General features: G+C 67.6%; 17 protein-coding genes. 4 read left to right on the plus strand and 13 right to left on the minus strand.

What is annotated here, in order from left to right:
• Positions 1 to 20: 20 nt before the first annotated feature.
• The 10 genes from RQG77_RS08860 to RQG77_RS08905 form a co-directional block, all read right to left on the minus strand.
• Positions 21 to 1097, minus strand: a complete 1077-nt coding sequence (locus RQG77_RS08860; protein WP_311244391.1) for a UDP-N-acetylglucosamine--N-acetylmuramyl-(pentapeptide) pyrophosphoryl-undecaprenol N-acetylglucosamine transferase — start codon at positions 1095 to 1097, stop codon at positions 21 to 23.
• The gene (gene ftsW, locus RQG77_RS08865; protein ID WP_056516480.1) at positions 1094 to 2332 is read right to left on the minus strand and encodes a putative lipid II flippase FtsW; all 1239 of its coding nucleotides are present in this window, start codon (positions 2330 to 2332) and stop codon (positions 1094 to 1096) included. Before ftsW ends, RQG77_RS08860 begins: the two co-directional genes overlap by 4 nt.
• On the minus strand, positions 2301 to 3839 hold the full coding sequence (murD, locus tag RQG77_RS08870) for a UDP-N-acetylmuramoyl-L-alanine--D-glutamate ligase (RefSeq protein WP_311244392.1): 1539 nt from the start codon (positions 3837 to 3839) through the stop codon (positions 2301 to 2303). The genes ftsW and murD overlap by 32 nt, the downstream gene beginning before the upstream one ends.
• The gene (gene mraY, locus RQG77_RS08875; RefSeq protein ID WP_056516474.1) at positions 3829 to 4941 is read right to left on the minus strand and encodes a phospho-N-acetylmuramoyl-pentapeptide-transferase; all 1113 of its coding nucleotides are present in this window, start codon (positions 4939 to 4941) and stop codon (positions 3829 to 3831) included. The genes murD and mraY overlap by 11 nt, the downstream gene beginning before the upstream one ends.
• Positions 4938 to 6350 carry a UDP-N-acetylmuramoyl-tripeptide--D-alanyl-D-alanine ligase gene (gene murF / locus RQG77_RS08880; RefSeq protein WP_311244393.1) on the minus strand — a complete coding sequence of 471 codons (1413 nt, stop codon included), beginning with the start codon at positions 6348 to 6350 and terminating at the stop codon, positions 4938 to 4940. Before murF ends, mraY begins: the two co-directional genes overlap by 4 nt.
• Before the next feature lie 28 nt (positions 6351 to 6378).
• Positions 6379 to 8160 carry a penicillin-binding protein 2 gene (locus tag RQG77_RS08885; protein ID WP_311244394.1) on the minus strand — a complete coding sequence of 594 codons (1782 nt, stop codon included), beginning with the start codon at positions 8158 to 8160 and terminating at the stop codon, positions 6379 to 6381.
• Between the two features lie 39 nt (positions 8161 to 8199).
• On the minus strand, positions 8200 to 8787 hold the full coding sequence (locus RQG77_RS08890) for a hypothetical protein (protein ID WP_311244395.1): 588 nt from the start codon (positions 8785 to 8787) through the stop codon (positions 8200 to 8202).
• A complete protein-coding gene (gene rsmH / locus RQG77_RS08895; protein ID WP_311244396.1) occupies positions 8784 to 9722 on the minus strand; it encodes a 16S rRNA (cytosine(1402)-N(4))-methyltransferase RsmH in 939 nt (312 codons plus the stop codon). Before rsmH ends, RQG77_RS08890 begins: the two co-directional genes overlap by 4 nt.
• A 117-nt stretch (positions 9723 to 9839) precedes the next feature.
• Positions 9840 to 10271, minus strand: a complete 432-nt coding sequence (gene mraZ / locus RQG77_RS08900) for a division/cell wall cluster transcriptional repressor MraZ (protein WP_056306971.1) — start codon at positions 10269 to 10271, stop codon at positions 9840 to 9842.
• Positions 10272 to 10568: 297 nt separating this feature from the next.
• On the minus strand, positions 10569 to 10940 hold the full coding sequence (locus RQG77_RS08905; protein ID WP_056306969.1) for a DUF3040 domain-containing protein: 372 nt from the start codon (positions 10938 to 10940) through the stop codon (positions 10569 to 10571).
• Between the two features lie 85 nt (positions 10941 to 11025).
• Here RQG77_RS08905 and RQG77_RS08910 point away from each other — a divergent pair, with 85 nt between their 5' ends.
• Entirely contained in the window at positions 11026 to 12126 is a 1101-nt protein-coding gene (locus RQG77_RS08910) for a polyprenyl synthetase family protein (protein WP_396653401.1), read from the plus strand.
• A gap of 45 nt (positions 12127 to 12171) precedes the next feature.
• Here RQG77_RS08910 and RQG77_RS08915 read toward each other — a convergent pair whose 3' ends face one another.
• Positions 12172 to 12516, minus strand: a complete 345-nt coding sequence (locus RQG77_RS08915; protein WP_396653405.1) for an Rv2175c family DNA-binding protein — start codon at positions 12514 to 12516, stop codon at positions 12172 to 12174.
• Between the two features lie 221 nt (positions 12517 to 12737).
• Between RQG77_RS08915 and RQG77_RS08920 the strand changes: the two genes are divergently transcribed.
• Both RQG77_RS08920 and pknB read left to right on the plus strand, forming a co-directional pair.
• Positions 12738 to 13931 carry a LysM peptidoglycan-binding domain-containing protein gene (locus tag RQG77_RS08920; protein ID WP_311244398.1) on the plus strand — a complete coding sequence of 398 codons (1194 nt, stop codon included), beginning with the start codon at positions 12738 to 12740 and terminating at the stop codon, positions 13929 to 13931.
• A 79-nt stretch (positions 13932 to 14010) separates the two neighbouring features.
• Positions 14011 to 15957, plus strand: coding sequence for a Stk1 family PASTA domain-containing Ser/Thr kinase (gene pknB / locus RQG77_RS08925; protein ID WP_311244399.1), 1947 nt, complete (start codon positions 14011 to 14013; stop codon positions 15955 to 15957).
• An 85-nt stretch (positions 15958 to 16042) separates the two neighbouring features.
• On the opposite strand, the gene RQG77_RS08930 is transcribed toward pknB, so the two are convergent.
• Both RQG77_RS08930 and RQG77_RS08935 read right to left on the minus strand, forming a co-directional pair.
• Positions 16043 to 17383, minus strand: a complete 1341-nt coding sequence (locus RQG77_RS08930; protein WP_311244400.1) for a class II 3-deoxy-7-phosphoheptulonate synthase — start codon at positions 17381 to 17383, stop codon at positions 16043 to 16045.
• Between the two features lie 37 nt (positions 17384 to 17420).
• On the minus strand, positions 17421 to 18119 hold the full coding sequence (locus tag RQG77_RS08935; protein ID WP_311244401.1) for a lysophospholipid acyltransferase family protein: 699 nt from the start codon (positions 18117 to 18119) through the stop codon (positions 17421 to 17423).
• Positions 18120 to 18270: 151 nt separating this feature from the next.
• Between RQG77_RS08935 and RQG77_RS08940 the strand changes: the two genes are divergently transcribed.
• On the plus strand, positions 18271 to 20103 hold the full coding sequence (locus RQG77_RS08940) for a long-chain fatty acid--CoA ligase (RefSeq protein WP_311244402.1): 1833 nt from the start codon (positions 18271 to 18273) through the stop codon (positions 20101 to 20103).
• Positions 20104 to 20131: the final 28 nt, after the last annotated feature.

The raw sequence follows: 20131 nt of genomic DNA on the forward strand, positions 1-20131 counted from the left end.
GAGTCGTGTCTGCGGCGGACTCAGTCGAGCCCGAGGGCTCGGTCGACGAGCGCGATGACATTCTCGGTGCCGCTGCGCGTGCCCACGTGACCGGCTGCGTCCGCCATCGCCGCGAGCCGCTGCGGGTCCTTCAGCACGGGGATCACGATGCGCCGCACGGCGTCTCCGTCGAAGGTGGCGTCGTCGAGCAGACGGGCGGCGCCGGCGGCGACCGCGGATGCCGCGTTGAGCCGCTGCTCGCCGTTGCCCACCGAGTACGGCACGTACAGCGCAGGGATGCCGAGCGCGCTGATCTCGCTGACCGTCGCCGCCCCGGAGCGCGAGACGATGAGGTCGGCGAGGGCGAACGCGAGATCCATACGGTCGACGTATCGGCGCAGCGCATAGCCGGGCACCTCGGGGTCGGCGAGGTCGCTGCGCTCGCCCGTGACGTGCAGCAGCTGCCATCCTGCAGCGAGGACGTCGCCCCACGAGTCGGCGAGGGCCTCGTTCAGGCGCTGCGCTCCGAGCGATCCGCCGAACACGAGCAGGACCGGACGAGAGGAATCGAGTCCGAAGTGCTCTGCGGCCTCGTCGCGGGCGGCCGCACGGTCGAGCTCGATGACCTCACGGCGCAGCGGCATGCCCACGACCTCAGCGCCGCGCAGCTTCGTGCCGCCGAAGGCGACTCCGGTCGCCGCGGCGCGACGCGCACCCAGCACGTTCGCGAGGCCGGGCTTGGCGTTCGCTTCGTGCACGACGAACGGCACACCCTCTCGGCGGGCGGCCACGTAGGCGGGGGCGGAGGCGTATCCGCCGAAACCGACCACGACGTCGACGGCGTACGTGAGGATGTGCGCACGCACCTGGGCGATCGCCCGACGGAAGCGTCCGGGGAATGCGGCCGCCTGCCTGTTGGGACGACGCGGGAACGGCACCTTGTCGACGATGAGGAGTTCGTATCCTCGGGCGGGCACGAGTCGGGACTCGAGGCCCTCCGCCGTGCCCAGCACCAGGACGGTCGCATCGGCTTCGCGCGCGCGCAGGCCGTCCGCGACGGCGAGCAGGGGATTGACATGACCGGCGGTTCCACCGCCGGCGAGAAGGTACGTGGTCACCGTGTGACCCTACCCCGCCCTGCCGAAGGGGTCCGCTCAGCCGCACGTGCTTCCGGGACCTTGAGAGTGCGCGCGAAGGACAGCAGGACGCCGCAGGCGATGAGCACCGCGAGGAGCGCCGTGCCGCCCTGCGACATGAAAGGCAGCGGAACGCCCATGACCGGGAACAGTCCGATGACGACGCCGACGTTGAACACGGCCTGCCCCGTGATCCAGACGGTGATGCCACCGGCCGCGACGCGGATGAACGGGTCGTCCGTCTTGCGGATGATGTGGAAGGCGCCGACCGTGAAGAGCGTGAACAGCGCGAGGACGACGATGCAGCCGATCAGTCCGAGCTCCTCGCCGACGATCGCGAAGATGAAGTCATTGCCGGCGGCGGGCAACCACCCGTACTTCTCCTGCGAGTTTCCGAGACCGACGCCGAAGATCCCGCCGGAGGCCATGCCCCAGATCCCGTGGATCGACTGGTAGCAGTCACCGGTGTACGCAGACATGTCGGAGCAGGTGGCCGTGATGCGTCGCATGCGGTCCGGGCTCGTCACGGCGAGGGCGATGACCGCCACGACGCCGAGCAGCACGGGCAGGATGAACAGTCGCAGCTTCACGCCGGAGAAGAACAGGCAGCCGAGCAGGACGATGACCAGCACCATCGCGGTGCCGAGGTCCTTTCCGGCGATGACCGTGCCGATCGCGAGGGCTCCGACCGGAACCACCGGGATGAACACCTGGTGCCAGGTCCCGAGCATCGTCTGCTTGCGCAGCAGGACGTACCCGACCCAGAGCGCGAGCGCGAGCTTCAGGAACTCCGACGGCTGCAGCGTGAATCCGGCGATCATGATCCAGTTGCGGTTACCGCCGTCCTCGATGCCGAGAGGCGTGAAGACGAGCATCTGCAGGGCGATCGAGCCGAACAGCGCAGGCCACGCCATGCGCTTGAGGAAGGCGATCGGCAGTCGCGAGATCAGGAACATCAGCGGGATGCCGAGCACCGCGAAGATCCCCTGGCGCAGCGCGCCGTCCATCGGGTTCTCGCCCTTGGCCACCGCGGTCGCACTCGTCGCCGAGAGCACCATCACGAGTCCGAAGATCGTCAGCATCAGGGCGGCCGACGCGATCATCAGGAACTCGGTCGAGACCGGGGTGAATCGTCTCCCGAGGGAGACACGGGCGGCCAAGCCGCCCGACGAGGTGCGGCCGGACTCAGACCGTGGGGGGCGTGCGACCTGCGTCATCGGCGCTCCCCCGGTCTATCCAGTCCCGCACCGCCTCGGCGAAGCGGTGTCCGCGATCCGCGTAGCTGGAGAACTGATCGAAGGATGCCGCTGCGGGGGCCAGCAGAACTGTGCCCTCGCCATCGACGATCCCCGCGGCGATCTCCACGACGCGATTCATGACGTGACCAGTCTCGCCAGCATCCACCTCGAATACCGGCACCCCCGGCGCGTGTCGCTCGAATGCCGCGACGACGGAGGTGCGCTCGACGCCGATCACGACGGCCGCACGGGCCGTCGAGCCGACGGACGCGACCAGATCGGCGATGTCGACGCCCTTCAGATCTCCGCCGACGACCCAGACCGCTCCGGGGTAGGCACGCAGAGAAGAGGCCGCGGCGTGCGGATTCGTCGCCTTGGAATCGTCGACCCAGGTGATGCCGGCGTGAAGCGCGATGACCTGGATGCGGTGCTCGTCGAGTCGGAAGGACTGGAGAGCTGCATGGATGGCTTCGGGCTCGACCCCGAGCGAACGCGCGAGGGCACTGGCCGCCAGGATGTTCTGCACGATGTGCGGCGCGGCGAGGCCGACGCTCTGCAGGTCGGCCACCGTCGTCAGCTCCAGCGCACTGGTCGCCCGATCGTCGAGGAACGCCCGATCGACGAGCAGCCCCTCGACCACGCCGAGGTCGCTGGGCCCCGGGATGCCGAGGTCGAAGCCGATCGCCCGTGCGCCGTCGACGACCTCGGCCTCCTCGACCATGACCCTGGTGGCCTCGTCGGCCTTGTTGTAGACGCAGGCGACGCGCGTGTTGCGGTAGACGATCGCCTTCGCGTCGCGATACGCCTGGGCGCTGCCGTGCCACACGAGGTGGTCGTCCGCGAGGTTCAGGCACACCGACGCGTGCGGGAAGAGCTGCCCCTCGACGCTGGACTGCCCGAGGTACCAGAGCTGGTGGCTGGAGAGCTCCACGACGAGTGCATCGAAGCCCTCGGGGTCGCGCACGGCATCCAGCACCGGCACTCCGATGTTGCCGCACGGGGCCGCACGCAGCCCGCCCTCGACGAGGAGGGATGCTGTGAGCTGCGTCGTGGTCGTCTTGCCGTTGGTGCCGGTGATCAGCACCCAGTCGGCCGGGGTGCCGTCTGCGCGCGTGACCTTGTCTCGGACGCGCCAGGCGAGCTCGATGTCGCCCCAGATTGCGATGCCGGACTCCTGCGCCCACCGGATCACGGGGTGCGTGGGAGAGAAGCCGGGAGAGGCCATGACCACCTCCGGTGCGAAGTCGCTGAGCGACTCGGGCACCTCGGCGAGCGAACCCAGTTCGAAGCGCGCTCCGATCACGGGCAGAAGGTCGGCGTACTCCTGCTCGGCCGACTCGCTGACCACGAGCACATCGGCACCGAGCTCCGTGAGCGTGTCGGCGACCGAGAAGCCGGTCATCGAGAGCCCGAGCACGGCGACCCGCAGACCCGACCAGTCGGAGCGCCAGCTGGTCAGCGTCGCGAGCCTGGACTCAGCTGACACGCGTCAGCCATTCGACGTAGAAGAGTCCGACGGCGGAGACGGCGAGGAGTCCTGCGATGATCCACATCCGGACGACGATCGTCACCTCTGACCACCCGCGCATCTCGAGATGGTGGTGGAAGGGACTCATCAGGAACAGTCGCTTGCCACGTGTGACCTTGAAGTAGGCACGCTGCAGGATGACCGAGCCCGACGCGAGGACGAAGACTCCGGCGATCACGAAGAGCAGCAGCTCGGTGCGGGTGAGGATCGCCATGGCGGTGATCACACCGCCGATCGCCATCGAGCCGACGTCACCCATGAAGACCTTGGCCTTGGGGGCGTTCCACCAGAGGAATCCGATCAGGCTGGCGGCGAACGACGCGGCGATGATCGCCAGGCTGAACGGATCGCGCACCTCGTAGCATCCGCCGATGGCCGCCGATTCGACACCTTCGCCGACACAGGACTGCTTGAACTGCCAGAAGGCGATCAGGCTGTAGGCGCCGACGACGATGACTCCGGCTCCCGCAGCGAGGCCGTCGAGGCCGTCCGTGAGGTTCACGCTGTTGGACGTCGCCACGCCGATGACCGAGATCCACAGCAGGTACAGCGCCCAGCCGAGGATCGCGGTGAACGCGAAGAGGTTCAGCCAGGGGATGTCGCGGAAGAGCGAGATCGAGCCGGATGCCGGCGTCTGGTCGTACGAGTTCGGGAAGTTCAGGGCGATGATGCCGAACGGGATGATCACCAGCAGCTGGCCGATGATCTTGCGCCAGCCCGAGAGTCCGAGGCTGCGCTGACTGCGCACCTTCATGTAGTCGTCGATGAAGCCGACGGCGCCGAAGCCGACCATCAGCCAGATGACGAGCAGCGCCGATGTCGAGGGCGTGCCCCCACCGACGTATGTTCCGGTGAAATAGCCCACCATGGTGCCGACGATGAAGATCACGCCGCCCATCGTCGGGGTCCCCCGCTTCGCCTCGTGGCTCGGGTTCTCGATCGCCTCGGGCGTGCGGATGACCTGTCCCCAGCCCCACTTCCGGAAGAGCCGGAGGAAGACGGGAGTCAGGAAGAGTGTGAAGGCGAGGGATATGGCGGCCGCCATGATGAGAGATCTCACGAGAACAATTCTCCCAGACGATCGCCGAGGTGCCGGAGCCCCACGGAATTGGATGACTTCACGAGCACACGATCGCCGTCGCGCAGCTCGCCGCGCAGGTACTCGAACGCGGAATCCTGGTCAGGGAAGAACACGGCCTCGCTGTCCCACGAGCCCTCGCCGATCGCGGAGATGAAGAGCCGCCGGGCCTCGGGGCCGATGACCACGATCCGCTGGATGTTCAACCGCACGGCGAGCAGACCGATCCTGTCGTGCTCCTCCCCCGCGGTCTCGCCGAGCTCGCTCATGGCGCCGAGCACGGCGACCGTCCGCTCGTCGGGGCCGGTGATCTGCGCGAGGGTGCGCAGCGCCGCGGCCATCGAGTCGGGGCTCGCGTTGTACGCGTCGTTGATGATGCGCACCCGTTCGTTGCCCATCGGCTGCATGCGCCAGCGCTCGGCGATCTCGACCGTCTCGAGACGAGCGATCGCGTCTGCGGTCGAGACACCCAGCACACGCGCAGCCGCGATGGCGGCCAGGGCGTTGCCGACATGGTGCGCTCCGAGGACCTGCAGCCGGAGCGGCAGCCGCTGCCCCGCGGCCTCGATCACGCAGGAGGTTCCCGATGCGGTGACTTCGAGGTCGTGGGCCTGCACATCCGCCGCAGCGCTCTGACCGAAGCCGACGACCTGCATGCCGCGCGAGACCGCGAGCTCGCGCATCGCCGCAACACGGGCGTCGTCGACGTTGAGCACGGCGGTCCCCGAGGGGATGGCGGCCGAGACGAGCTCGGACTTGGCCTTCGCCGTCGCCTCGATGCCGCCGAAGCCTCCGGCGTGCGCCAAGCCGACCATCAGCACCACGGCGATGTCCGGCTCCACGAGGCCTGCGAGGCGAGCGATGCTGCCCGGCGCATCCGCACCGAACTCGCTCACGAGGAACCGCGTGTCGTGCGTGATCCGCAGCATGGTCACCGGAGCGCCGACCTCGTTGTTGAACGAGTTGACGGGCGCGACCGTCTCCCCTTCGCCGGAGAGGATGCGGGCCAGGAAGTTCTTGGTCGTCGTCTTGCCGTTCGAGCCCGTGATGCCGACGATCTTGAGGTTTCCCTCGGCACGCACGCGTGCCACGACCTCGCGCGCGAGATCGGCGAGGGCGCCGACGGCGCTCGGGACGATGATCTGCGTGATCTCGTCGTCCACCGGATGCTCGACGATGGCGAGAGCGGCGCCGGCGGCCAGCGCCGAGCCGACGAAGCGGTGGCCGTCGGTCTCGGCGCCAGGCTTCGCGACGAAGACGGATCCGGGCACCGTGGTGCGCGAATCGGTGTCGACCACGCCGTCGACGACGGTCTCGGCCGTCGCGGTACCGGCGAGTCGGAGATCACCCCCGAGGACGGCGGCGATCTCAGCAAGCGACAGGGCGATCATGACGTCTCCAGGCGCGGCGGGGCGCCGTCTATTCGAACTTGGGAAGCAGTGCGTCCATCGGAGTCGAGGACGGCATCACGCGGTAGGTCTTCATGGTCTGGGTCATCGCCTTCTGGAAGGCCGACGCGGTAGCAGCAGACGATGTAACTCTAGTCGGCTCGTCGAGAGTCACCACGACGACGTACTGCGGGTCATCTACGGGAGCGAAGCCCACCATGCTCGTGTAGTACACGCCCGCCTTGTATCCGCCGTTGCCGTCCGGGATCTGCGCGGTACCGGTCTTGCTGGTCACGCGATAGCCGGGAACCTGGATGCGCTCGGCGTTTCCGCCCTGAACGGCGACGTTCTCGAGCATCCGTGTCAGGTCGGCTGCGGTCTCGGGCTTGATGATCTGATCGTGCGCCGGCGCCTCGGGAGCGACGACCGCGCCGTCGGGCGTCGTGCAGGACTCGATCAGCGACAGGCCGATCTTCTCTCCGCCGTTCGCGATGGCCTGGTAGGCGCCGGCGAGCTGCGGGGCGGTGACGGTGAAGTACTGACCGAACGTGGTCGTGTACAGCGACTGGTTGTCCCACTCGCTCGTGGGGTGAAGCAGACCTCCGGCCTCGTCGGGGAAGTCCACGGTCCTGGTGCCGACTCCGAAGCGCTGCAGGTAGTCGTAACGCACATCGGGGCTCACCATGGTGCCGAACTTCGACAGAGCCACGTTCGAGGAGTCGATGAGCGCGCCCGCCAGGGTGTATTGGAAGGTCGGGTGCACGAACGCGTCGTTGATCACGGCGCCGTTGTCGAACTTCTCCTTCGACGATGCCGACACCGTGGGGCTCGTCATGGTCACGCCGGCGTTCTCCATGATCGCCGCGGCGGTGACCGCCTTGAACGTCGAGCCGGGCTCGAACGGGTAGGTGAAGAGCTTGCTGCCCCATGTGTCGGACGACGATGCGTCCAGGTCGTTGGGGTCCATGGTCGGCCACTCCGCGGCCGCCCGGATCTTGCCGGTGGCGACCTCGACGACCGTCACCGTGCCACCCTTCGCGCCCTGGGTCTGCGCCTCTTCGGCGATCATCTGCTGCATGTACCACTGCAGGTCGCTGTTGATCGTGAGCTGCACCGCACCGCCGTCGACGGCGTCGACCCTGCTCTCGCTGCCGGGGATGACCACGCCGTTCTTGCCGGTACGGTACGACTCCTCGCCGTCGGTCGGCGCGAGGCATTTCTCGTCCATCTTCTCGATGCCGGCCTGCGCAGTGCCCGCTCCGTCGAGGAATCCGAGGAGGTTTCCGGCGACCGCGCCGTTCGGGTAGACCCGGACCTCGCGCGGCTTCATCGTGAGGTACGACGAGATCTTGAGATCCCGCAGCTCGATGTACTTCTCGGTGCTGAGTCCCTTCACGAGCGGAAGGTACTGGGAGTCCGGGTTCGCGGCCAGCGCGGCCGCGACGTCGGCGCGGAGCTTCTCGGCATCCAGCCCCATGATCTCGGCGATGCGGGTGGATGCTTCGGCCCACGGCAGCTCTGGTGGGTTCTTCTCGTCCTCTTCGAGGAGTCGGATCACCTGGGGGCTCAGCTGCGCGTCGTAGACGTTGACGCTCTCGGCGAGCACCGCTCCGTCCGCATCGGTGATGGATCCGCGCTGTCCGGGGATGGCGGTGCCCTTGGAGATGAACTCCAGCGACTGGGCGACATGCTCGTCGGCCTTGACCACCTGGATATCCACCAGGCGCACGACGAACGCGGCGAGGATCGACAGGATCACCGCCAGCGCGACGACCGTGCGTCGCCGGGGCGTCCGGGTGGCTCGTGTCGTCATGGACTCTCTCCGTCAGGTCGTGATGGTCGGTGGTTCCGGCTAGCGGGTGCTGGGGCTCGGGAGCCCGTCGGTGATGGCCGGCGGCAGCTCCTCGGCGGATTGCTCCGCAGCGCCGCCGGGCGTGCCGTCCGGCGTGGCGTCGTCTTCGGTGGAAGCGTTCACCGGAACGTCGTTCAACAGCGCGTTGCTCACCGCGCCTGCGCCGTTCGGATCGATGGTGGATGCTCCGACCGCGCCTGTCCCCTGCCCGAACACGGCACCGTCGCTGAGTCGCAGATAGGCCGGCGAGCCGGCGACCACCATGCCGAGCGCAGCGGCTCCCGTCGCGAGGGACTGCGGCGAGCTGAGACCGGTCAGGTCCTCCTGCAGCGCGTTCGTGCGGAGGTCCAGCTCGTGCTGCTCGGACGAGAGGCTCGCCAGCGTGAACGAGTCCTGGGTGATCGCGAGCGACAGGCCGATCTGCACGGCTCCGATCGCCAGCGCACCCGCGACGGCGATGAGCGCATATGCGAGCTTCGGCTTGCGGCGGACCGGTGTTCCCGTGACGGGCTCGAGGCGACGACGCGGCGCGCGTGACGGCGCATCAGGCAGAGAGCGGGGCCGGGGTGCCAGCGCGTTCAGGCTCATGAGGTCTCCCGCAGCTTCTCTGCAGCGCGCAGTCGAACCGGGATCGCTCGGGGGTTCCTGGCGCGCTCGTCGTCACCCGCGAGCTCGGCACCCTTGGTGATGATCCGGAAGCGGGGCGCATGCTCCGGCAGTTCGACGGGCAGCCCCCGCGGAGCGGTCGACGCCGCACCTGCGGCGAAGGCCTGCTTCACGAGCCGGTCCTCGAGCGACTGGTACGACATCACGACGATCCGTCCGCCGACTGCCAGTGCGTCCATGGCCGAGGGGATCGCATCGGCCAGCACGTTCAGCTCGGCGTTGACCTCGATGCGCAGAGCCTGGAACACGCGCTTCGCGGGGTGCCCTGCGCGCTGAGCCGCAGCAGGGGTGGCGGCCTGCAGGATCTCGACGAGTTCTCCCGAACGGGTGATCGCCTGCTTCTCGCGCGCGGCGATGATGAATCGCGCATAACGACCGGCCAGCTTCTCCTCGCCGTAGCGTTCGAAGATGCGACGGAGGTTGCCTTCGCTGTAGGTCGCGATGACCTCCGCAGCAGTGACGCCCTTCGTCTGATCCATCCGCATGTCCAGCGGGGCGTCTTTCGAGTAGGCGAAGCCGCGGTCGGCTTCGTCGAGCTGCAGGGACGAGACGCCGAGGTCGAAGAGGATGCCGGCCGCGCCCTGGGCGTGCAGCCCGATCTCGTCGTACACGGTGTGCACGAGCGTGACCCGGTCTGTGAAGCGAGCGAGCCGCTCCCCCGCTATGCGCAGGGCGTCGGTGTCACGATCGAGACCGACCAGGCGGATGTTCGGGAAGCGCTCGAGCAGAGCCTCCGAGTGACCTCCCATGCCGAGAGTGGCATCGACGAGCACCGCTCCGTCGGCCTGCAGGGCGGGAGCGAGCAGCTCGACGCAGCGGTCGAGCAGTACGGGGGTGTGGATGTCGCGGAGGTTCATGATCTTTCTCGGGTGACCTCTGTAAGTCGGAGACCAGGGCCCTGATCCCCCTCCGCTTCTCGACCCGGCACCGGGGAAGTGTGTCGGGGCAGGAGCGGCGGGGCATCACAGCCGTGGTCAGAACAGTCCCGGGATCACCTCCTGCTCGAGATCGGCATATGTCTCCTCGCCGGCTGCGAGGTAGGTGTTCCAGCTCTCGGCATCCCAGATCTCGGCGTGGGCGCCGACACCGGTGACGATGAGTTCCTTCTGCAGGCCCGCGTACTGACGAAGGTGCACGGGGATGGTGATGCGGTTCTGGCTGTCTGGCATCTCCGCACTCGCACCGGAGAGGAACAGGCGCATGAAGTCACGCGCCTGCTTGTTCGCGAGCGGCGCCTGACGGATCCGCTCGTGCATCGCCTCGAACTCGGCCGTGCTGAAGACATAGAGGCAGCGTTCCTGGCCTCGTGTGACGACGATGCCGCCACCGAGGTCTTCGCGGAACTTCGCGGGAAGGATGACCCGTCCCTTGTCGTCCAACTTCGGAGAATGCGTTCCCAGCAACATCAGCCATCACCCCCTCTGCGTCCGGCCAACTCGAGGTGCACCCCACTTTACTCCACTTTCCTCCACAAACCTACGGTCAATCCGTGGGGTGAGGGCGTAAGCGGATGCAGGGACGCCGAAGATCCGCGTGATCACGCGGTGGAGAGAGGTGGAGGACGGGTGGAGGATGGTGGAGCGTCAATCGCGGAAGGCGCTCTCTCGGGAGCCCAGGCCGGCCCCAACCCACCCGCGGGCCGAGAAACGACGAAGGCCCGGATGCTCAGAGCATCCGGGCCTTCGAGGAAGTGGAGGTGTGGGTCACTGACCGTCTTGGCGGCGATCCCATCGGTCGTTCATGCGGTCCATGAAGGACGCTGAACTCTTCTGCTTGGGCGCCCTCTCCCGGGGGACGGCGGAGAGAGGCCTGCGAACCGGGGTGACGGCGAGCATCACGCCGCCGAGCATCGCTGCGAATCCGATGACGCCGACCACGACACCCCACACATCGCCGAGCACGACACCGACGATCAATCCGCCGACACCCGCGAGGAGCAGCAACGCTCCGTACACGAGATTGCGGTAGCTGAGTGCGCGGTCACCTGACGGCGCACTCACGACGTCGGCGTCGTTGTGGAGGAGATGGCGTTCCATCTCGTCGAGCAGACGCTGCTCCTGTTCGGAGAGTGGCATTTCGTCCCCCTCGGGTATCGTCCGTCCATTCTACGCGCGGTATGTCGGTGGGGGCTAGCCACAAGGCCCCCGTTTGGCTTTACGTATGCTGGGAGTCGTGCCGTCCCCCACACTCGTCTCCGACGCCGTCGCCGCTCGCCTGCAGCTCTTCCTCGACCGGATGAGGAGGGAGTCGATCGACTACGGGCCGGACGCGATGGGCCTGCTCGATTCGGCCGCCGACACCCTCGTCGGGGGCAAGCGCCTGCGCGCACGCTTCTGCCATGCAGGCTGGCAGGCCGTCGCCCGATTCACGGATCGGGGCGCCGATGAATCGACCGCCCTCTGGGACGTCTGCGCGGCTCTGGAGATCTTCCAGTCGGCTGCCCTCGTGCACGACGACCTCATCGACAACTCCGATACGCGCCGCGGTCGCCCCGCCGCGCACCGAGCGCTCGAATCGACGCATCGTGAGGCCGGGTGGGTCGGTGACGCGGCCGCGTTCGGTCGCTCGTCTGCGATCCTCCTCGGCGACCTGCTCGTGGCCTGGAGCGACGACCTGCTCGAGGACGCGATCGATCCGCTGCCCCATGCCGCGGCAGTGCGCCGCGAATACGGTCGCATGCGCCGAGACGTGACGGTCGGTCAGTTCCTCGACATCGCCGAGGAGTCCGCATGGAGCGTGCACGCGACCGACTCCCATGTCGAGCGCGCCCTGCGCGTCGTCTCACTGAAGTCCGCGCGCTACAGCATCGAGCAGCCCCTGGTCCTCGGCGCGGCGATCGCCGGCGGTGCCGATGATCAGCTCGACGCCCTGCGCCGGTTCGGCCACCCGGTGGGCATGGCGTTCCAGCTGCGCGACGACGTCCTGGGGGTCTACGGGGATGCCGCCGTGACGGGGAAGCCGGCGGGCGACGACCTGCGCGAGGGGAAGCGCACGGTCCTGGTCGCTCTCACCAGGGAGACCCTCGATACGTCGGCGCGCAATCTGTTCGACGAGATGCTCGGCGACCCGGACCTCACAGCCGAGCAGGTCGCGTTCCTCCAGGCGACCATCTCGGGTTCCGGTGCGCTCGATCGTGTCGAGCGCATGATCGACGCCTATTCGAAGGATGCCGACCGCGCGCTCTCCGGCGCGCGCCTCGACAATGCGGCTGTGGGCGATCTGCGCGATCTCGCGCGTGCGGCGACCGTCCGGTCAGCCTGAACGCGGCTGCGGTGCAGGCTCGCGACTCCGATCAGGTTCGCCGGCTCAGGCGAGCGTGCGGGCGACGCGGCGGACCGCGCTCTTGTGGCCTGCGAGGAGTGCGTCGATCGGCGACCGACCCAGTTCCTCCTCGGGAGCGAGCAGCCAGTCGATGACCTCGTCGTCGCTGAACCCGGCATCCTGCAGCACGATGATCGTCCCGCGCAGCGAGGACAGCGGCTGACCGTCGACGATGAACACCGAGGGGACCGCGAAGACACCGGAGCGACGCGACCCGATGAGGTAGTGCTCGTCGATGAGTCGTCGCACACGGCCCAGCGCCTCGTCGAGGACGTCGACGAGATCGGGCATCGTCAGCCACTCGGTGGCGGTGACGCCGGGAGCGGTCACGCTGTTCTCGGACGCGGTCTCGGACTGCGAGGTTTCAGACGGCTTGCTTTCAGACGGAACAGACACGGTGCAACTATCTCATCTCTTCGCGGCCTCCGCATTTCTGCCACCCCGCCAAGTCACTTTCGTCCCATTCATCACAATGGCCACTCCCGTCACTTCTGTTGACTTCCGTATACATACGTGTCAGCGTGGGCAGACGCCGAACAAGGGAGACCACCTTGAGAACGCTTGCTGTCGCGCGCCGAACGCGCTATCTCCAGCTCGGAGTGCCCGCCGCGGTGCTGGGCACCCTGTCGGGCGCGATCGCCACCGTGCCCGCATCCGCCGACGCTGTCACACCGCCCATCGAGCGGCTCCAATCGAGTCCCACGCAGATCAAGACGGCCGAGGCGCCCCCGGCCGCGTACACAGTGCAGCCCGGCGACACGATCTCGTCGATCGCGAACCGCTTCGGCCTTCGCACGGTCGATGTGCTCACCTGGAACGCCCTCACCTGGCGATCCGTCATCTACCCGGGGCAGACGCTGTCGCTCACCGGAGCGTCCGCGCCCGTGGCTCCCGCCGCTCCCCCGGCTCAGGCCCCGACGACGGCGACCCACGTGGTCGCCGCGGGCGACACGGTGTTCGGCATCGCGCAGCGGTACGGCACGAGCGTCGATGCCGTGCTGGCGGCGAACGGCCTCACTCGAGCATCCGTCATCTACCCCGGCCAGCAGCTCGCGCTCTCGGGAACGCCTGCGCCTGCACCGGCGGCCGTCGCCCCCGCACCCCCTGCGCCCGTGATCACGGGCGGACAGACGCATGCCGTCGTCGCGGGCGACACGCTGTTCGGTATCGCTCAGAGATACGGCACATCTGTGGCGCAGCTCTACGCGATGAACGGACTGAGCTCGGGCTCGATCATCTATCCCGGGCAGAGCATCGTCGTCGCCGGTGCCGCCGCGGTCACCGCACCGGCGCCCGCGCCCGCCGCTGCGACCGCGCCACCCGGCCAGCTGTTCGCGAACCTCGATGCGGAGCAGGCCACAAACGCCCACTTGATCATCGGCGTCGGGCGGAATCTCGGAGTCTCCGATCGCGGGATCGCCATCGCCCTCGCGACCGCGATGGTCGAATCCAGCCTGCGGAACCTCTCGTGGGGAGACCGCGATTCACTGGGACTGTTCCAGCAGCGACCGAGCATGGGCTGGGGAACACCGGAGCAGGCGATCGACGCCGACCGGAGCACCCGCGTGTTCTTCGGAGGCGCGTCAGACCCCAATGGGCAGGGTTCCCGGGGTCTTCTCGACATCACCGGCTGGGAGGGCATGCGATTCACCGATGCCGCGCAGGCGGTGCAGATCTCGGCCTACCCCGAGCGCTACGGCCAGTGGGAGACCCAGGCCTACCAGTGGCTCGGCCTTCACGGGTGACCCTCTTCCGGGCAAACCCGCAGGCTCCAGGGGCGAGCCGCTCCCCAAGCTTTCAGGCAGTTCTCCATAGAATCTTGACGTGACGACCAATCAGCAGGCCGACCCCCTCATCGGGCGGCTTGTCGACGGTCGGTATCGGGTACGCGCCCGGATCGCCCGCGGCGGCATGGCCACCGTATACGTGGCAACCGACCTCAGGCTCGAGCGACGCATCGCCCTGAAGGTCATGCACGCGCACCTGAGCGATGACTCGGCCTTCCAGAGCCGCTTCATCCAAGAGGCACGTGCGGCCGCTCGATTGGCTGACCCGCACGTCGTGAATGTGTTCGACCAGGGACAGGATGGCGAACTCGCCTACCTGGTGATGGAGTACCTCCCCGGCATCACGCTGCGCGAGCTCCTGCGCGAGCAGAGACGGCTCACGATCCCCCAGACCATCACGATCATGGATGCAGTGCTCGCCGGCCTCTCGGCCGCGCACCGCGCCGGAATCGTCCACCGCGACGTCAAGCCGGAGAACGTGCTGCTCGCCGAGGACGGTCGCATCAAGATCGGCGACTTCGGGCTCGCGCGCGCGACGACCGCGAACACCGCCACCGGGCAGCAGCTTCTCGGGACGATCGCCTACCTCGCCCCGGAACTCGTGACCCGAGGCACCGCAGATGCCCGCAGCGATATCTACGCACTCGGCATCATGCTCTATGAGATGCTCGTCGGCGAGCAGCCTTACAAGGGCGAGCAGCCCATGCAGATCGCTTTCCAGCACGCGACCGAATCCGTGCCGCGCCCGAGTGTGCGCAACCCCGGGGTTCCCGAGCAGCTCGATGAGCTCGTGCTGTGGGCGACCGAGAAGTCCCCCGACGAGCGTCCGGACGACGCCGGGCAGATGCTCGAGCGTCTGCGCGAGATCGAGCGAGGCCTCGGCATCGCCCCCGCCGTCGCTGCCGCGACCACGTCGCAGCGCTCCCAGGCCGATTCGGCCGACCTGACGAAGGTCATGCCGAGCACGATGGTGATCGCCGACCCGACGGCCCCGGCGCCGGAAGCCGTCGACAACGCCACCCTCCTGCGTCGTCGATCGTCGAGACGTCGCGCACGCGGAGCGTTCCTGCTGACCCTCGTACTGCTCCTCGCGACCGTCGCCGGCGGCGTCGGCTGGTGGTTCGGCTCAGGGCCCGGCTCGCTCGTCGCCGTGCCGGGGGTCGCAGGCCTCTCGTACGAGGCCGCAGCCGACGCCCTGACCGCAGAGGGATTCGTTCCCGTCCGCGGCGAGGAGAACTCCATAGATGTCGCCAGGGATCAGGCGATCCGCACCGATCCCGATGAAGGCGAGCGACTCGACAAAGGCACCGAGGTGATGGTGTACATCTCCACCGGACCCGCCTCGCACACAGCGGACGCACTCAACGGCAAGACCGAGCAGGAGGCCCGCGACTATCTGTCGGGCATCAAGGTCAACACGACCGAGACGTCTCTGGTGCTGTTCTCCGATGCCGATGCCGGGCGCGTGATCAACGCCTTCGTCACCCCGCGTGACGGCGGCGAGGTCTATGCCTGCGCCGAGGGCTGCGAGCTGCTCGAGGACGACACGGTCGAGCTGTACGTCTCGGCCGGAGCCTTCCCCGATGTGTCCGGCATGTCGGTGGACCAGGCGACGAACACTCTCACCGAGAAGCAGCTCCTGGTCGCAGGCGACGTCCAGTCCGTCTTCAGCGAGTCGGTCGCGAAGGACCTCGTGGTCGGAGTCGCCGATCGCGCCGAAGAAGGAAACTGGCGCCCTGGCGACACTGTGCAGCTCATCGTCTCGAAGGGTCCTGAGCTGTTCCCGGTTCCGGACGTCTCTGGCAAGACCCTCGTCGAGGCCAAGGGCATTCTCGAGAACGCCGGCTTCACCTCCAGCTACGCCGCCTGGGGCGACCTGCCCGGGTTCGCCGATCTGGCACGCGTGACCGCCCAGGACCCAGGAGCCGACAAACAGCTCCCCCGCGGCGGCAACGTCAAGCTCTCGATCCAGCTCAGCGGCTGATCGCCGGCTCGCGCGAGCGACTCCAGAACGACGAACCGCCCTCCCCGTTCTCGGGAAGGGCGGTTCGTCGTTTCAAGGATGCAGGTCAGCGCTTCTCGAGCTCCTCAGCGACGAGGAAGGCCAGCTCCAGTGACTGCATGTGGTTGAGGCGCGGGTCGCAGAGGCTCTCGTAGCGCGTCGCCAGGGCCGCCTCGTCGATGTGCTCGGATCCACCGAGGCATTCCGTGACGTCGTCGCCCGTGAGCTCGACGTGGATGCCACCGGGGAACGTGCCCACGGCGCGGTGCGCTTCGAAGAACCCACGGACCTCGTCGACGACGTCGTCGAAACGACGCGTCTTGTACCCGGTGGGAGTGGTGATCCCGTTGCCGTGCATCGGGTCGGTGACCCACAGCGGCTGGGCTCCCGAGTCGCGCACGGCCTCGAGCAGCGGCGGAAGAGAGTCGCGGATCTTGCCTGCGCCCATGCGCGTGATGAACGTCAGGCGTCCGGGCTCGCGGTTCGGGTCGAGCTTGTCGATCAGCGCGAGAGCCGTCTCGGGCGTCGTGGTCGGGCCGAGCTTGACGCCGATGGGGTTGCGGATCTTCGAGAAGTAATCGACGTGCGCGCCGTCGAGCTCGCGCGTGCGCTCACCGATCCAGAGGAAGTGCGCCGAGGTGTTGAACGGCGTGTCCGTGCGGGAGTCGATACGCGTCATCGGACGCTCGTAGTCCATCAGCAGGCCCTCGTGACCCGTGAAGAACTCGACCCGTGTCAGCTCGTCGAAGTCGGCACCGGCCGCCTCCATGAACTTGATGGCCCGATCGATCTCGGCGGCCATGCGCTCGTAGCGCTGGTTCGCCGGGTTCTGGGCGAAGCCCTTGTTCCACGAGTGCACCTCGCGGAGGTCGGCGAAGCCACCCTGCGTGAAGGCGCGGATGAGGTTCAGCGTCGATGCCGCGGTGTGGTACCCCTGCAGCAGACGATCCGGGTCGGGCCGACGGGAGCCTTCGGTGAAGTCGTAGCCGTTCACGATATCGCCGCGGTACGCGGGCAGCGTGACGTCGCCGCGGGTCTCGGTGTCGCTCGATCGCGGCTTGGCGAACTGGCCCGCCATACGACCCATCTTGACGACGGGCATCGATGCGCCATACGTCAGCACGACCGCCATCTGCAGGACGGTCTTGATCCTGTTGCGGATCTGATCGGCGGTCGCCCCGGCGAAGGTCTCGGCGCAGTCGCCACCCTGGAGCAGGAAGGCCTGCCCGGATGCGGCGCGTGCGAGACGGTCACGCAGGTTGTCGACCTCGCCGGCGAACACCAGAGGCGGAAGCGTCGAGATCTGCGCGGAGACCTCGGAGACGCGCGCGGCGTCATGCCACTGAGGCTGCTGCTTGATCGGGAGCGAACGCCACGCATCAAGCGCGTCGATGTGGTGCTGGAGCATGAGTCCAGCCTAGTGCTCGACGCGAACCCGGGATGCCTCAGGAGGCCTGTGTGACACGGGTGGGGAGGCGGTCCTTCACAGTCGACGCGTAGACGTCGTCGTACTGCTGCTCTCCCAGTCGCTGAAGCGCGACCATGATCTCGTCCGTGACGGATCGGAGGATGTACCGGTCGTTCTCCATCCCCGCGTAGCGCGAGAAGTCCAGGGGCTCCCCGATGACGATCCCGACACGGACCACGCGTGGCAGTCGCTGACCGATAGGCATCGCGGTGTCGGTGTCGACCATGATGACCGGGATGACGGGAACTTTCGCCTCCATTGCCATCCGGGCGATGCCGGTGCGGCCTCGATAGAGCCTTCCGTCCGGGCTGCGGGTGCCTTCGGGGTAGATGCCGAGCAGGTCACCTCTGCCGAGCACCTGGAGCCCGGTGTTCAGCGACGCCTCGGACGCCTTGCCTCCCGACCGGTCGATCGGGATCTGGCCGGTGGCCTTCATGAAGAACTTCGTGGCCCATCCTTTGATCCCCCGGCCGGTGAAGTAGTCGCTCTTCGCGAGGAACGACATGGGGCGATCGATCATGAGCGGCAGGAAGATCGAGTCCGCGAACGAGAGGTGGTTGCTGGCGAGGATCGCCGCGCCGTTCGCCGGGATGTTCGCACGCCCGACCACCCACGGTCGGAAGACGGCTTTGACGACGGGTCCGATCGCGACGTACTTCATGAGCCAGTAGAACATCGAGGTGAAGTCTAGCGCCGGGATGGCGATCCACCAGTGCCTGCTTCCAGCCGACCGGGAAAGGCGACTGAGTCTCATGCTGAGTGCGACCCGGTGCCATGCCCTAGACTCGTGTGCAACCCAGTGCCCGACCGGTACCGAAGGAGCTGCCGTGGTCCAGTTTGAAGTCCCCGCCGTCGTCCCCGCCGATCCCGAAGCGAACATCGCCGACCTCCTGGCGAAGCGCGTCCAGGCCACTCCTGATCGCCCTCTCTTCTCTGTTCCCGACGGCGCCGGATGGCGCGATATCACCGCAGCGGATTTCGAGACCGCCGTCATCGCGCTGGCCAAGGGATTCGTCGCCGCCGGCATCCAACCCGGCGAGAAAGTGGGCTTCCTCGCCCGCACCACCTACGACTGGACGCTCGTCGACTTCGCACTCTTCTACGCCGGTGCCGTGATGGTCCCGATCTACGAGACCAGCTCGCCGTCGCAGATCCAGTGGATCCTCGAGGACTCCGGTGCGATCGCACTCGTGGTCGAGTCCCCCGAGCACTTCGCGCGGGTCGACGAGGTCCGCGGCGACCTCCCGCTGCTCCGCGAAGTCTGGCAGCTTCACCTCGGCGCCATCGACGCACTCACGGCGCAGGGAGCATCCGTTCCTGACACCGAGATCGAACGCTTGCGCAACATCGCCGTCGGCTCCGACATCGCCACCCTCATCTACACCTCCGGGTCCACAGGTCGGCCCAAGGGGTGCGTGCTCACCCACAGCAACTTCGTCGAGCTCTGCCGCAACTCCGCCAAAGCACTGGATGCGGTAGTGCAGACTCCCGGTTCCTCGACGCTGCTGTTCATCACGACCGCGCACGTCTTCGCGCGCTTCATCTCGATCCTGAACATCCACGCGGGCGTCCGCACCGGGCATCAGCCCGACACCCGTCAGCTGCTCCCGGCGCTCGGCTCCTTCAAGCCGACCTTCCTCCTCGCCGTGCCGCGCGTGTTCGAGAAGGTCTACAACTCGGCCGAGCAGAAGGCAGAGGCCGGCGGCAAGGGCAAGATCTTCCGTGCGGCGGCCGACGTCGCGATCCAGCACTCCAAGCTGGTCGAAGAGGGAAAGAGCGTCCCGTTCGGAACCCGGCTCAAGTTCGCACTGTTCAACAAGCTCGTCTACAGCAAGCTGCGCGAAGCGATGGGCGGCAGGATCGTCTACGCCGTCTCGGGCTCCGCTCCGCTCGGCGCGCGACTCGGCCACTTCTTCCACAGCCTCGGCGTCGTGATCCTCGAGGGCTACGGCCTTACCGAGACGACGGCCCCGGCGACCGTGAACCTCGCCGACAAGTCGAAGATCGGCACAGTCGGTCCCGCTCTGCCCGGCGTGGGTGTGCGGCTCGCCGACGACGGCGAGATCGAGGTGCGCGGCATCAACGTGTTCAAGGAGTACTGGAACAATCCCGAGGCCACTGCGGAGGCCTTCAGCGAGGGCGGCTGGTTCCACACCGGTGACATCGGCAGCTTCGACTCCGAGGGCTTCCTCACGATCACCGGCCGTAAGAAGGAGATCATCGTCACGGCAGGCGGCAAGAACGTCGCACCAGCCGCTCTCGAGGACCCCATCCGCGCGAACCCGATCATCGGCCAGGTCGTCGTCGTCGGCGACCAGCGCCCGTTCATCTCGGCGCTCGTCACACTCGACTCCGAGATGCTGCCGACGTGGCTCGCGAACGCCGGGCTCGACAAGGACATGTCGCTCGCGGTCGCCGCGAAGAACGAGTCTGTTCGCGCCGAGATCCAGAAGGCCGTGGACGCCGCGAACGCCCGCGTCTCCCGCGCCGAGTCGATCCGCAAGTTCACGATCCTCGACAGCGAATGGACCGAGGCATCCGGACACCTGACGCCCAAGCTCTCGATCAAGCGGAATGTGATCATGAACGATTTCGCCGACGAGATCGCCGCCATCTACGACGAGCCCGTCTCGACGACGAACGTCGCCATCGGAGGCTGAGACGACCCGCACATATGAGAAGGGCCCC

The sequence above is a fragment of the Microbacterium sp. WCS2018Hpa-23 genome (assembly GCF_031843845.1).
In the GTDB taxonomy this organism is placed as follows: Bacteria; Actinomycetota; Actinomycetes; order Actinomycetales; family Microbacteriaceae; genus Microbacterium.